Origin of the sequence: Pseudomonas sp. MWU12-2037, assembly GCF_023242345.1 — a bacterium.
GTDB classification, from domain to species: domain Bacteria; phylum Pseudomonadota; class Gammaproteobacteria; order Pseudomonadales; family Pseudomonadaceae; genus Aquipseudomonas; species Aquipseudomonas gingeri_D.
The window spans coordinates 36,733-50,616 of the sequence record NZ_JALLIZ010000013.1 but is presented as its reverse complement, the minus strand read 5'-3'; the positions used below and the strand labels follow the sequence as shown (position 1 = coordinate 50,616).

At 63.0% G+C, this 13,884-nt stretch carries 13 protein-coding genes; 10 read left to right on the top strand and 3 right to left on the bottom strand.

Going from position 1 to position 13,884, the window contains the following annotated elements:
- Positions 1 to 107 precede the first annotated feature (107 nt).
- Complete coding sequence (locus M5B42_RS22045) at positions 108 to 473, bottom strand: helix-turn-helix transcriptional regulator (RefSeq protein ID WP_103495340.1); 366 nt, start codon at positions 471 to 473, stop codon at positions 108 to 110.
- An 81-nt stretch (positions 474 to 554) separates the two neighbouring features.
- Between M5B42_RS22045 and M5B42_RS22040 the strand changes: the two genes are divergently transcribed.
- A complete protein-coding gene (locus M5B42_RS22040) occupies positions 555 to 776 on the top strand; it encodes a DNA-binding protein (protein WP_103495327.1) in 222 nt (73 codons plus the stop codon).
- A 66-nt stretch (positions 777 to 842) separates the two neighbouring features.
- Here the strand turns inward: M5B42_RS22040 and M5B42_RS22035 are convergent, their stop codons facing one another.
- Positions 843 to 1,301, bottom strand: a complete 459-nt coding sequence (locus M5B42_RS22035) for a GNAT family N-acetyltransferase (RefSeq protein WP_248747003.1) — start codon at positions 1,299 to 1,301, stop codon at positions 843 to 845.
- Positions 1,298 to 2,056: a carbon-nitrogen hydrolase family protein gene (locus M5B42_RS22030; protein WP_248747002.1), complete on the bottom strand. Its 759-nt coding sequence runs from the start codon at positions 2,054 to 2,056 to the stop codon at positions 1,298 to 1,300. Before M5B42_RS22030 ends, M5B42_RS22035 begins: the two co-directional genes overlap by 4 nt.
- 629 nt (positions 2,057 to 2,685) lie before the next feature.
- On the opposite strand from M5B42_RS22030, the gene M5B42_RS22025 reads away from it, so the two are divergent.
- From M5B42_RS22025 to hbdH, 9 genes are all read left to right on the top strand, one after another.
- Positions 2,686 to 3,777 (top strand): 3-deoxy-7-phosphoheptulonate synthase, encoded by a 1,092-nt coding sequence (locus M5B42_RS22025; RefSeq protein ID WP_248747001.1) that lies wholly within the window; start codon positions 2,686 to 2,688, stop codon positions 3,775 to 3,777.
- Between the two features lie 197 nt (positions 3,778 to 3,974).
- A complete protein-coding gene (locus M5B42_RS22020) occupies positions 3,975 to 4,256 on the top strand; it encodes a peptidylprolyl isomerase (RefSeq protein ID WP_100939307.1) in 282 nt (93 codons plus the stop codon).
- A gap of 87 nt (positions 4,257 to 4,343) precedes the next feature.
- The gene (locus M5B42_RS22015; protein ID WP_248747000.1) at positions 4,344 to 6,209 is read left to right on the top strand and encodes an extracellular solute-binding protein; all 1,866 of its coding nucleotides are present in this window, start codon (positions 4,344 to 4,346) and stop codon (positions 6,207 to 6,209) included.
- On the top strand, positions 6,209 to 7,276 hold the full coding sequence (locus tag M5B42_RS22010; protein ID WP_248746999.1) for a microcin C ABC transporter permease YejB: 1,068 nt from the start codon (positions 6,209 to 6,211) through the stop codon (positions 7,274 to 7,276). Before M5B42_RS22015 ends, M5B42_RS22010 begins: the two co-directional genes overlap by 1 nt.
- Positions 7,276 to 8,298, top strand: a complete 1,023-nt coding sequence (locus M5B42_RS22005) for an ABC transporter permease (RefSeq protein WP_248746998.1) — start codon at positions 7,276 to 7,278, stop codon at positions 8,296 to 8,298. Before M5B42_RS22010 ends, M5B42_RS22005 begins: the two co-directional genes overlap by 1 nt.
- 14 nt (positions 8,299 to 8,312) lie before the next feature.
- The gene (locus M5B42_RS22000; RefSeq protein ID WP_248746997.1) at positions 8,313 to 9,893 is read left to right on the top strand and encodes an ABC transporter ATP-binding protein; all 1,581 of its coding nucleotides are present in this window, start codon (positions 8,313 to 8,315) and stop codon (positions 9,891 to 9,893) included.
- 35 nt (positions 9,894 to 9,928) lie between these two features.
- Complete coding sequence (locus M5B42_RS21995; protein WP_248746996.1) at positions 9,929 to 11,344, top strand: sigma 54-interacting transcriptional regulator; 1,416 nt, start codon at positions 9,929 to 9,931, stop codon at positions 11,342 to 11,344.
- A 298-nt stretch (positions 11,345 to 11,642) separates the two neighbouring features.
- Positions 11,643 to 13,034, top strand: a complete 1,392-nt coding sequence (locus M5B42_RS21990) for a GntP family permease (protein ID WP_248746995.1) — start codon at positions 11,643 to 11,645, stop codon at positions 13,032 to 13,034.
- Between the two features lie 10 nt (positions 13,035 to 13,044).
- Positions 13,045 to 13,815 carry a 3-hydroxybutyrate dehydrogenase gene (gene hbdH / locus M5B42_RS21985; RefSeq protein WP_248746994.1) on the top strand — a complete coding sequence of 257 codons (771 nt, stop codon included), beginning with the start codon at positions 13,045 to 13,047 and terminating at the stop codon, positions 13,813 to 13,815.
- Positions 13,816 to 13,884 lie beyond the last annotated feature (69 nt).

Sequence of the window (13,884 nt, the reverse complement as noted above, 5' to 3'; positions counted from 1 at the left end):
TAGCAAAAAACCACGGGCCTGACCTAGTTACAAGCGTCACATAAGAGTATCAACGCGCTATAAGCGCTTGCCGGACGGCAAGCGCGTTTCGTCAGAAATGAAATGACTCAGGAGTCACTGGAGCCTGCACGGCCGTTTGGCCCATAAGGCCCGGCGGTTTCAGCCAAGGTAGTGGTCAGTCGATGGATCGCGTCCTGATCTTCCTTTTGCAGCACCCGATAGTTGCCCAATACTTTTTCTTCTACCTGGCTGAGGTTGTCCAGTTGCATCGGTGTCGGTTGCCCGGTCAGGACGTAAAGCACATCGACGCCCCGTGCGGCCACACGGGACAAATAGTCGGCCTTCGGTGCCCGATCACCGCTTTCGTATTTGCCCTGTGCGTTGGCCTCAACGCCTCCGATTTCACCAAAAGCCTTCTGCGACAAACCCAGCCGCTCTCTCTCTTGCCGCAATCGCGAACCAATTCCACTCATTTGGATGTAAGATCCCATTTTAAACACCCTTAGGGGTGATATACTCAACAAGCATTAAACACATTTGAACGGTTTTGAACTATGCCCGGTATTCGCACCGCTGCACAAGCCAAGGCTTGGCTGGAACACCAAGGAAAATCGGTTCAGGAGTTTGCGCGCGAGCATGGCGTCGACCCGGCAACCACCTATCAAGTGCTCGCTGGGCGAAAAAAGGGACGGCGTGGGGAAGCCCATAAGGTCGCGGTCCTATTGGGCATGAAGGATGGAATCATCCCATCCGACACCGACAAGTCGAGTGAGTAATTCCCGACTTCTTAAGCCCAGTATGCGCCTCGTGTGGCGATATATAGGACAATTCTCAAACTATCGTCAGTAATTACCAGACGCCGGTCTTGAAGCAGTGAGACTCATGCGCAAAAAGCACTCGTCCTCACCGACTACAGCCAGGCCCTGACGCAGATACAGCCGCTGCGCGGGGTTGCTCTTGAACACGGTCAGGCGTAACTCACGACGCCCCTCTCTGAAGGCGATTTCCCGTGCCTGCTGGATCAGCCAACCGCCCAGGCCCTGGCCTCGGCCCGCCTCGATCAGCTGTAACTCACGGATGTACAACGCCCGGGCATCGCGACTGAAGCTGACAAAACCCAGCACCTGCTCGCCATCACACAACAGCTCGTTCTGGCGCCCGGCCCAGGCCTGGTCAAAGGCTTCGTCCAACCAAAGCAGATCGTACTCACAGTAGTAAGCCATCATGTTCTGGCGCGTGAGCTCCCGGGCGAATGCCAGGTCCGCGCCCAAGGCCGGGCGAAAACGCCAGTGCCCGCTCACAAGCCCGTCACCGACACCACCTCCCCGGACCATTGGCCGGCGACACGTCGTCCGATCACCAACACATCCCCTTCCCCCTCTGTCACCACCACCCGCTGCCCGCCAGCCGCCCAGAGCGCGCTCCGCCCCGCCGACTGCCAGCCGCCCGTCATACCGCCATGGTTGGCCATCAACACCGCCATGCCGTGGTCCCGGGCATAGCCCTGCAACAAGGCCGTATCGGGTCCATAACCGTTCTCAGTGATCAATACACTGGCGGCGTAAAGGTTAGCCGCAGATTGCGCGGCCTGTAGCGGATGACTAGCGTGGGAAAAGTCAGCACAAACCGCCAGAGCGATGCGCTCATCGACGATTGTCAACAGCTCACCGCCGCTTCCAGGGGTAAATGCGACTTCTTCACCATCGTGTAGATGCTGCTTGCTGTAGACCTGCAAGGAACCGTCGGCACCGAATGTCAGTGCCCCGATCAGCACCGGGCCGTCGGCGAACAGGCGTATCGGCATACCTACTACGGTCACCAGCTTCAGCTCTCGGGCCAGCTCGCGCAACGGTGCCAGTACCGGGTCGTCCGGGGTAATCGCCAACTCGGCCGCGAGGCCGCGTTCATAGCCGGTCAACGACAATTCGGGGAACAGCAGAAACGCCACGCCACGCTCCGCGGCCTGGCGCATGAACACCAGGTGTCGAGCGATATTGGCCTGCAGATCTCCGGCAATCGAAACGGCTTGGGCGGCGGCAAGGGTAAACACGCTCATGATTCAGTCCTGACAATCAGATCGGAAATATCCGTCGAGTGTGTCATAAACACCTGGCGTATTTAAGCGATAGAGCCTGCTCGCGGGCTCTCATAGAATTTTCTGATTGAACAGGGCGATACCGCTCTAGTAAGCTCGGCGACATTCACACGGAGTTGCACCATGCACCTGACTCAATCCGCCCATCGCCACACCGCCAGCGCCTCGCGCTCGGTTTCGGCTGCCCGGATGAGCACGGTCGGCACCCGCGTAAGCTTTTATTTTGGGTATTGGTTTAGCCACTGGCGCGCCTGATACCCAACCGGCGCCCACTGAATACAGGGGTCGCCTACCAGAGAATTCTCAACCCCCGGTCGGCCTCCCGACCGGGGGTTTTGTTTTTTCAGGCTCCCACATTTTGCAACCGACTTTTTAAATCAAGGAATACCGACATGAACGACTCCACCTATTACCGCTACGACATCACCGGCGCCTGGCGATTTAGCAACCTCCGCTCGGGACAGCACGCCGCCTCCGAACGGTCACGCACAGGTGGCACGCACACACTCACAGCCAGTCCGGCTGATTGTCGAACACCCCAGTAGGGCCGCGCGCGGGAAGCACCCGCCGCCAGCCCAGGAAGCCCGAACATGAATTCTTCTCTCTGCGCCCTGCCGTCCTCCGTCCTGCCATCGGCCAACGAGCCGTTGACCCAACGCCTGCCCAGCGCGTTGCAACTCAAGCAGCACCTGCCCCTCAATGCCAGCCTCGGCGAACAGGTCGAGCGCCACCGCCGCGCCGTGCGCGCCATCCTCAACGGTGAAGACCCACGCCTGCTGGTGATCGTCGGCCCCTGCTCGATCCATGATCCGCAATCGGCCCTGGAATACGCCGGCCGGCTGGCCGACCTGGCGAGCGAGGTCAGCGACCAGATGCTGCTGGTGATGCGCGCCTACATCGAGAAACCCCGGACCACGGTGGGCTGGAAAGGCCTGGCCTACGACCCGCACCTGGATGGTAGCGATGACATGGCCGGCGGCCTGGCGCTGTCCCGCGAACTGATGCGCGAGATGCTGCGCCTGGGCCTGCCGATTGCCACCGAACTGCTGCAACCCATGGCCGCCGGTTATGTCGATGACCTGCTGAGCTGGGTCGCCATTGGCGCGCGGACCACGGAGTCGCAGATCCACCGGGAAATGGCCAGCGGTTTGGCGATGCCGGTGGGGTTCAAGAATGGCACCGACGGCAGTGTCGGTATCGCGGCGGATGCGATGCGTTCGGCGGCCCATGCCCATCGGCATTTCGGCGTCGACAGCCAGGGCCACCCGGCGATCATCCAGACGGCGGGCAACCCGGATACGCACCTGGTGCTGCGCGGCGGCCATCGCGGGCCGAACTACGACGCCCATAGTGTGGCGCAGGTAAGGGCCGGCCTGACCAAGCAGTCGATTGCGCCGCGGATCATGGTCGATTGCAGCCACGCCAACAGCGGAAAGGACCCGCTGCGCCAGCCGGCGGTGTTCGCCGATGTGCTGGAGCAGCGTTTGCGGGGCGATCGTTCGCTGGTCGGGATGATGATTGAGAGTCATTTGTTCGAAGGCTGCCAGGCACTGAGCCCGAACCTGCGCTACGGCGTTTCGATCACCGATGGCTGCCTGGGCTGGGACGCGACCGAAGAATTACTGCGTGGGGCGGCCGAACGGCTGCGTGAGCCGCAGGTAGCGGAGGTTGTCGGCGCCTGAGAGACCGCCATCGCCGGCAAGCCAGCTCCCACAATGATCGCATACGTCGGAAGTACGCGATCCGTTGTGGGAGCCGGCTTGCTGGCGATGAACGATAACGCGGTTCATCCGACACACCGCGCCGCCGGGAACTTTTGCCAGGAAAATCTGGCCTGATTCCGGTAATCTCGACACTTTCTAGAAAGGAGCATCACCCCATGGCCAAAGCCACTGCCCGTCACATCCTGGTTGCCAGCGAAGCCAAGTGCAACGAACTCAAGGCCCAGATCGAAGGCGGCGCCGATTTCGCCGAGATCGCCAAAGCGAACTCCACCTGCCCGTCCAGCCGCGACGGCGGCAACCTGGGCTCGTTCGGTCCGGGCCAGATGGTCAAGGAGTTCGACACCGTGGTCTTCAGCGCCCCGGTCAATACCGTGCAAGGCCCGGTGAAAACCCAGTTCGGTTACCACCTGCTGGAAGTGACCAGTCGTCAGGACTGATCCTGCCCGCTCCTGTGGCGAGGGGCTTGCCCCCTCGCCATGGTGCATGTTCCTGCTGATACTCCGAACCGGCTTCTAAGGCTGAAGATGCGACTGGCCCTATCCCTGCTACTTACCGCCCTGACCCTGCTTCCCGGCTTGTCCGCCAACGCCGCCCCGCCACAGCACGCGCTGACCGTCTACGGCGAACCGGCCAAATACCCCGCCGGCTTCAGCCATTTCAACTATGCCAACCCCCGCGCGCCCAAAGGCGGCAGCCTGCGCCGCTCGGCTATCGAGATCGGCCAGTACGACCATATCCTGCCCTATGTCGACAAAGGCACCGGCGTCACCCAGGTCGACGGCTGGATCTACTCGCCATTGGCCGTGCGTTCCCTCGACGAGCCCTACACCGTCTATGGCCTGGTGGCGGAAAAAATGCAGCGCAGCGATGACGGCCTGTCCCTGCGCTTCTACCTGAACCCCAAGGCCCGTTTCGCCGACGGCACGCCGATCACCGCCGAAGACGTGCGCTACACCTACAACCTGCTGATGACCCAGGGCAGCCTCAGCTACCGCATGCAGTTCGAAGCGGTGAAAGACGTCGAGGTCGAGTCACCGACCCAGGTCCGCTTCGACTTCAAGAACAACGACAACCGCTCGCTGCCACTGGATATCGCCAGCCTGCCGGTGCTGCCGGAACACTGGTGGAAAACCCGTGACTTCGCCAACGGCGGCGGCTACGAAGCCCCCCTGGGCAGCGGCCCCTACAAGGTGAGCAAGATCGACTCCGGGCGCAGCATCACCTTCGAGCGCAACCCCGACTGGTGGGGCAAGGACCTGCCGGTCAGCCGCGGCCTCTACAACTTCGACCGTTTCTCCCTCGAATACTTCGGCGACACCGATGTCGCCCGCCAGGTCCTGCGCGGCGGCGCCTATGACTACAATCGCGAGTTTTCCGCCACCGGCTATTCCATCGGCTACGACAGCCCGGCCCTCACCGACGGCCGCCTGCAAAAGGCCCACCTGGCCCAGGAAGCGCCGCAAGCCGCGCAGGGCTATCTGTTCAACCTGCAAAAGCCGATGTTCCAGGACCGCCGCGTGCGCGAAGCCCTGGCCATGCTCTGGGACTTCGAGTGGAGCAACCGGCAGATGATGCGCAACATGTACATCCGCCAGCAGAGCTTCTTCTCCAACACCGCCCTGGCCGCGCGGCAGTTGCCCGACAAGGCGGAACTGGCGATCCTCGAACCGCTGCGCGGACAGATTCCCGACGAAGTCTTCACCCAGGTCTTCGAAGCGCCGAAAACCGACGCCAGCGGCAATCTGCGGGACAAACAGCTAAAGGCCCTGGCCCTGTTGGAACAGGCCGGCTGGAAACCCGACGGCGACCGCCTGGTCAACGCCCAGGGCGAACCGCTGACCTTCACCTTTCTCAACGCGCAGAACGGTATCGAGCGATTGCTGTTGCCGTATAAACGCAACCTGGCGCAGATCGGCATCCGCATGGATATCCGCCGCATCGACGCCTCGCAGTACGTCAACCGCCTCAAGGCCCGCGACTACGACATGATCGTCAGCGGCTACCCGGTCACCACCTCGCCGGGCATCGAGCTGTACAACTACTTCGGCTCCGCGGCGGCCAACGACCCCGGCTCGAGCAACTTCATGGCCCTGAAGAACCCGGCCGTGGACACCTTGATCAACGGCCTGATCAAAGCCGATACCCAGGCGCAGATGCTCAGCTACGCCCATGCCCTGGACCGGGTGCTGCAATGGAACTACTACTGGATTCCCAACTATTACCCGCCGGGCACCTCGACGGTCTGGTGGAACCGTTTCGGTTACCCCAAGCAGCAGGCCAGCAATGACCCCGCCGTGGAAACCTGGTGGGAAGTCAGCACGACCCCGCTGACCAACGAACAGATGACCGCCGAGCTGATCAAGCGCGGCAGTTCCGGAGGACAGCACTGATGCTGGCGTACACCCTGCGGCGCTTGCTGCTGATCATTCCGACGCTGATGATGATCCTGCTGGTCAACTTCGTCATCGTCCAGGCCGCGCCCGGCGGCCCGGTGGAACAGGCCATCGCCCGCTTGCAGGGCATCGGCGGCGCGGGTGCCGGCGCCCTCGGCGGTGGCGGCGATGCGGTGCAAAGCGCCTCGCGGGCCAGCCGTGGCCTGGACCCCAAGCTGATCGCCGATATCGAGCGCCAGTACGGTTTCGACAAACCGGCCCCCGAGCGCTTCTGGCTGATGCTCAAGCACTACGCCAGCCTGGACTTCGGCAAGAGCTTCTTTCGCGGCGCCCAGGTCACCGACCTGATCCTGGAAAAAATGCCGGTGACCATTTCCCTGGGGCTCTGGGCCACGCTGATCACCTACCTGGTGTCGATTCCCCTGGGCATCCGCAAGGCGACCCGCCACGGCAGCCGCTTCGATGTCTGGAGCAGCACCGCCATCGTCATCGGCTACGCCATGCCGGCGTTCCTGTTCGCCATGCTGTTGATCGTCGCCTTCGCCGGCGGCACCTCGCTGAACTGGTTCCCGGTGCGTGGACTGGTATCGGAAAACTTCGACCAGCTGTCGACCCTGGGCAAGGTCGCCGACTACTTCTGGCACCTGGTGTTGCCGGTCACTTCGCTGGTGATCGGCGGCTTCGCCACCCTGACCATCCTGACCAAGAACTCCTTTCTCAATGAGATCACCCGCCAGTACGTGGTCACGGCTCGGGCCAAGGGCCTGAGCGAACGCCGGGTGCTCTACGGCCATGTGTTCCGCAACGCGATGTTGCTGGTGGTCTCGGGTATTCCCCAGGCCTTTATCAGCGTGTTCTTCGCCGGCTCCTTGCTGATCGAGGTGATTTTCTCCCTCGACGGCCTCGGCCGCATGAGCTACGAAGCGGCGGTGTCGCGGGACTATCCGGTGGTGTTCGGTTCGCTGTTTATCTTCACCCTGTTCGGCCTGCTGATAAAACTGGTCGGCGACCTCTGCTACACCCTGGTCGACCCGCGTATCGACTTCGCCGCGAGGAACGCCTGATGTTCAGACTCTCGCCCGTGAGCCGGCGTCGGCTCGACCGCTTCAAGGCCAATCGCCGGGGCTGGTGGTCGCTGTGGCTGTTCGCCGCGCTGTTCGTCCTGAGCCTGGGGGGCGAGCTGATCGCCAACGACAAGCCGCTGGTGCTCAACTACCAGGGTTCACTGTATTTCCCGGTGTTCAAGCGCCACACCGAACAGGAATTCGGCGGCCAGCTGCCCTTCCAGGCCGACTATCGCAGCGACTACGTACGCCAGCTGATCACCAAGGATGGCGGCTGGATGCTGTTCCCGCCGATCCCCTTCAGTGCCGACACGCCCAACTATGACCTCAACAAACCGGCCCCCAGCCCACCCACCACGGTGAACTGGCTAGGCACCGACGACCAGGCCCGGGACGTGCTCGCGCGGGTGATCTTCGGTGCCCGGGTGTCGATTCTCTTCGCCCTTGCCCTGACCGCCGTCAGCGCCCTGATCGGCATTGCCGCCGGTGCCCTGCAGGGTTACTACGGCGGCTGGATCGACTTGCTCGGCCAGCGCCTGCTGGAAGTCTGGTCGGGCCTGCCGGTGCTGTACCTGCTGATCATCCTGTCCGGCTTCGTCGAACCGAATTTCTGGTGGTTGCTCGGCATCATGGCGCTGTTTTCCTGGCTGGCCCTGGTGGACGTGGTGCGTGCCGAATTCCTCCGTGGGCGCAACCTGGAATACGTCAAGGCCGCCCGGGCCCTGGGCCTGACCGACCGCAAGATCATCCTGCGGCATATCCTGCCCAATGCCATGAACGCCACCCTGAGCTACCTGCCGTTTATCCTCACCGGGGCGATTTCGACCCTGACGGCCCTGGATTTCCTCGGCTTCGGCATGCCTGCCGGCAGCGCCTCCCTGGGCGAATTGATCGGCCAGGGCAAACAGAACCTGCAAGCACCCTGGCTCGGTTTCACCGCCTTCTTCACCCTGGCGCTGATCCTCTCGCTGCTGGTGTTTATCGGCGAGGCGCTACGCGATGCCTTCGACCCCCGCTCATGAACCAGGCGCCCGCGATGACCGACAACCTGATTGAAATCCGCCAGCTCAATGTTGCCTTCAACGGCCAGCCGGCGGTGCGCAACCTGTGCCTGGATATCCGCGCCGGCGAATGCCTGGCCCTGGTGGGCGAGTCCGGCTCGGGCAAATCGGTCACCGCGCACTCGATCCTGCAACTGCTGCCACGCAGCGGCTGCCAGGCCGACGGCAGCGTGCGTTATCGCGGCCAGGAACTGCTGGGGGCCGATGATGGCACCTTGCGCAGCATCCGTGGCGACCGCATCGCGATGATCTTCCAGGAGCCGATGACCTCCCTCAACCCGTTGCACAGCGTGGAAAAGCAGATCGGCGAAACCCTGCTGCTGCACAAGGGCATGGGCGGCAAGGCGGCCCAGGCACGGATTCTCGAACTGCTGGAACTGGTGGGCATCCAGAAACCCCGGGAACGTCTCAAGGCCTATCCCCATCAACTCTCCGGCGGCCAACGCCAGCGGGTGATGATTGCCATGGCCCTGGCCTGCGAGCCGGAGCTGCTGATCGCCGACGAACCGACCACCGCCCTCGACGTGACGGTGCAGCGCAAGATCCTGCTGCTGCTCAAATCCCTGCAACAGCGCCTGGGCATGTCGCTGCTGCTGATCAGCCACGACCTCAACCTGGTGCGCAGCATCGCCCAGCGGGTCTGCGTGATGAAGGCTGGGGAAATTGTCGAGCAGGCGGACTGCGAAACCCTGTTCAGCCACCCCGCGCATCCCTACAGCCGCGTGCTGCTGGACGCCGAGCCGGCGGGCCAGCCACTGCCGCTGGACGACAACGAGGTGGTGTTGCAGGCCGAGGGCATGCGCGTGCGCTTCCAGGTCGGCGGCGGACTGTTCCGACGCAAGGAATACCTGCAGGCGGTGGACGGCATCAGTCTCAGTGTGCAGCGCGGCAAGACCCTGGGCATTGTCGGCGAGTCCGGCTCCGGCAAGTCGACCCTCGGCCAGGCGATCCTGCGTCTGCTGGATTCCAAGGGCAGCATCCGTTTCCAGGGCACGGCCCTCGACGGACTGAACCAGAAGCAACTGCGGCCCTGGCGCAAACAGATGCAGGTGGTCTTCCAGGATCCGTTCGGCAGCCTCAGCCCACGCATGTCGGTGGCGCAGATCATCAGCGAGGGCCTGGAGGTGCACTGCGCCAACACCCCCGCTGAATGCGACGCCCTGGTGATCCGTGCGCTGGAAGAAGTCGGCCTCGATCCGCAAAGCCGTCACCGCTACCCCCATGAGTTTTCCGGTGGCCAGCGCCAGCGCATCGCCATTGCCCGCGCCCTGGTGCTCAAGCCGGCGCTGATCCTGCTGGACGAACCGACCTCGGCGCTGGACCGCACGGTGCAGAAACAGGTGGTCGCCCTGCTCCGCGATCTCCAGGAAAAACACGGCCTGACCTACCTGTTCATCAGTCACGACCTGTCGGTGGTACGCGCCCTCGCCCACGACCTGATCGTGATCAAGGACGGTCAGGTGGTCGAACGCGGCGCCACCTGCGCAGTGTTCGATGCGCCGCAGCATCCCTATACTCGGGAACTGCTCGCCGCTACGCTGCTGACCCCGACCTGATCGATCGCCGCCCGCCGGCAATGGACGAACCTGCCATGACCGACACCGAAAGCCTCAAGGACTACCAGCAGGTTCGCCTGCTCGCGATTCGTTCGCTGTTCGAAATCATCGAGCAATCCAGCGAAGGCACGGTGATCGTCGACCGCGATGCCAATATCGTCTGGATGAACGAGCGTTATGCCCGGCGTTTCGGCCTGGCCAATGCCAGCGAAGCCATCGGCCGCGCTTGCGAAAGCGTGATCCCGAGCAGCCTGCTGCGCGAGGTGGTGCGCACCGGCCAACCGATCCTGCTGGATCTGCAGGACACCCCCAAGGAGCCTCTGGTGGTCATGCGCCTGCCGATCCACGATGCCGCCGGGACGGTGATCGGCGCCATCGGCTTCGCCCTGTTCGACGAGCTGCATAGCCTGTCGCCCGTGCTCAAGCGCTACCAGGGCATGCAGGCCGAGTTGGCTTCAACACGCTCGCTGCTGCGCTCGCGGCAGACCAAATACAACTTTGCCCATTTTATCGGCACCAGCGCCGCGAGCCTGGAGGTCAAGCGCCGGGCCCGGCGTGGCGCCAGCAGCGACTCACCGGTCCTGCTGCTGGGGGAAACCGGCACCGGCAAGGAACTGCTCGCCCAGGCCATCCACAGTGCTTCGCCACGGGCGCACAAGGCCTTTGTCAGCATCAACAGCGCGGCGATTCCGGAGACCTTGCTGGAGGCCGAGTTCTTTGGCACCGCGCCAGGGGCCTTTACCGGCGCGGATCGCAAGGGCCGTCCCGGCAAGCTGCAGATCGCCCAGGGCGGCACGCTGTTTCTCGATGAGATCGGTGATATGCCGCTGCCCCTGCAAAGCAAGTTGTTGCGGGTGTTGCAGGAGAAGGAGTTCGAGCCGGTGGGTTCCAACGAGGTGCTGCGCAGCGATGTGCGGGTGATCGCCGCTACCTCCACTGACCTTGAGGCGGCGATCCAGCGCGGTGAGTTTCGCGCGGATTTGTATTACCGGCTCAATGTCCTGCCGATTCAGGTGCCGCCTTTGCGTGAGCGTCTGGAAGATTTGCCGGCGTTGAGCGAGGCGATTCTCGAAGAGTTGCGCAGCCATCATGAGCTGGCGGCCGAGGCCCTGGAGTTGCTGGGCCGGCACGCCTGGCCGGGGAATGTCCGCGAGTTGCGCAATGTGCTGGAGCGGGCGGCGCTGTTGAGTGACGCACAGGTGTTGGGTGCGGCGGATATTCGTGGGGCGATTGGTACGTTCAAACCGTTGGAGCGGCCGCCGGAGCGGACCATGGAGCCGCTGGGCAACGAGACGTTCAGCGCGGCCCGGGAGCGTTTTGATCGGCAATTGATTGAAGCGACGTTGGCGCAGTGTGCCGGAAAGGTCGTGGAGGCGGCAAAGCGATTGGGGCTGGGGCGGTCGACGCTGTACAAGAAGATGGTGGCGTTGGGGATTGTCGAGTCTCAATAGAGAGATATCCATCTCATTAGCGAGAGTGCCCTGCACTCTATCGCTGGCAAGCCAAGCTCCTACAGTATTTTGTTGTACCTCAGAGGGGTGTTCGACGCCCTCCTGTAGGAGCCTGGCTTGCCAGCGAAGGGGCCCTCAAACACACCAACGTCTCACTATAGAGACAAAAGTCCACCTCCCTCACTAAAAAAACTAAAAACCCCATATATTTCAATAGCTTGAATAAATGGCACAAAACTCGCAAACCCCACAGGAGATTCAGACCTAACCTACAAAAATAACAATTTGGAGACACACCATGAGTGTGATCATCGCCCTCGCGGCGCTGGCATTACTGATGCTGGCCGCCTACCGTGGCTACAGCGTCATCCTGTTTGCCCCCATCGCCGCCCTCGGCGCCGTCCTGCTCACCGACCCTTCCGCCGTCGCCCCCGCCTTTACCGGGGTGTTCATGGAAAAGATGGTCGGTTTCGTCAAACTCTACTTCCCGGTCTTCCTGCTTGGTGCCGTATTCGGCAAGCTGATCGAGCTGTCCGGTTTCTCGCGCTCCATCGTCGCCGCCGCCATCCGCCTGTTCGGCACCCGCCAGGCGATGCTGGTGATCGTGCTGGTCTGCGCCCTGCTCACCTACGGCGGCGTCTCGCTGTTCGTGGTGGTGTTCGCGGTCTACCCCTTCGCCGCCGAGATGTTCCGCCAGAGCAATATCCCCAAGCGCCTGATGCCGGCGACCATTGCCCTCGGCGCGTTCTCCTTCACCATGGATGCCCTGCCCGGCACGCCACAGATCCAGAACATCATTCCCAGCACCTTCTTCAATACCACTGCCTGGGCCGCGCCCTGGCTGGGGCTGATCGGCACGATCTTCGTGTTCTGCGCCGGCATGCTGTTCCTTCAACGCCAGCGCAACAAGGCCCAGCGCGCCGGCGAAGGCTACGGCACCGAACTGCGCAACGAGCCGGAAACCGCCGAGGACATCCGCCTGCCCAACCCCTGGATCGCCCTCTCGCCACTGTTGCTGGTGGGCATCATGAACCTGCTGTTCACCCAGTGGATTCCGCTCTGGTACGGCAAGACCCACACCCTCAGCCTGGCGGGCATGGCCACGCCGGTACAGACCGATATCGCCAAGATCACCGCCATCTGGGCGGTGCAGGCCGCTCTGTTGGTGGGCATCATCATGGTCTTGATCTTCGGCTTCCGGACCATTCGCGGCAAGCTCGCCGAAGGCAGTAAAAGCGCGGTGAGCGGTGCCCTGCTGGCGGCGATGAACACCGCCTCGGAATACGGTTTCGGCGCGGTCATCGCCTCGCTGCCGGGTTTCCTGGTGCTGGCCGACTGGCTCAAGAGCATTCCCAATCCACTGGTCAACGAAGCCATTACCGTCACCCTGCTGGCCGGGATCACCGGCTCGGCTTCCGGCGGCATGAGCATCGCCCTGGCGGCGATGTCCGACAGTTTTATCAGCGCCGCCCATGCCGCGAATATCCCGCTGGAAGTCCTGCACCGGGTCGCGGCCATGGCCAGCGGCGGCATGGACACCCTGCCCCATAACGGCGCGGTGATCACCCTGCTGGCCGTCACCGGGCTGACCCACCGGGAAGCCTATAAAGATATTTTCTGCATTACCCTGATCAAGACCGTGGCGGTCTTCGTGGTGATCGCCACCTTCTATGCCACCGGCATCGTGTGAGGAATCGACTATGAGTCTCAAAGGTAAAACCGCCCTGGTCACCGGATCCACCAGCGGCATCGGCCTGGGTATCGCCCTGGGCCTGGCCCGGGCCGGGGCTGACGTGGTGCTCAACGGCTTCGGTGATGCCGGCGCGATCATCGCCGAGGTCCAGCAGTTTGGTGGCCGGGTCGGCCATCACCCGGCCGATGTCAGCGACCCGGCGCAGATCGCCGAGATGTTCGCCTACGCCGAGCGCGAGTTCGGCGGGGTGGATATCCTGGTCAACAATGCCGGCATCCAGCATGTCGCCACCGTGGAAGAGTTCCCGGTGGAGCGCTGGGATGCGATTATCGCCATCAACCTGTCGTCGGTGTTCCACAGTACACGCCTGGCGCTGCCGGGGATGCGCGCCAAGGGCTGGGGGCGGATCGTCAATATCGCCTCGGTGCATGGGCAGGTCGGTTCCGTGGGCAAGGCCGCCTATGTCGCGGCCAAGCACGGGGTGATCGGCCTGACCAAGGTGGTGGGCCTGGAAACCGCCACGAGTAATGTCACCTGCAATGCCATCTGCCCGGGCTGGGTGCTCACCCCGCTGGTGCAGAAACAGATCGACGACCGTGCCGCCGGCGGGGTCGATCCGCAACAGGCGCAACACGATCTGCTGGCGGAGAAACAGCCGTCGCTGGAGTTTGTCACCCCGGCGCACCTGGGCGAGCTGGTGCTGTTCCTGTGCAGCGAGGCCGGTAGCCAGGTGCGCGGCGCGGCGTGGAATATCGATGGTGGCTGGTTGGCACAATAGTTGATTGCCTGACACCCGCTCTCGAAAACACCACCACACCTGTAGGAGCAGGGCTTGCCCGCGAAGCTT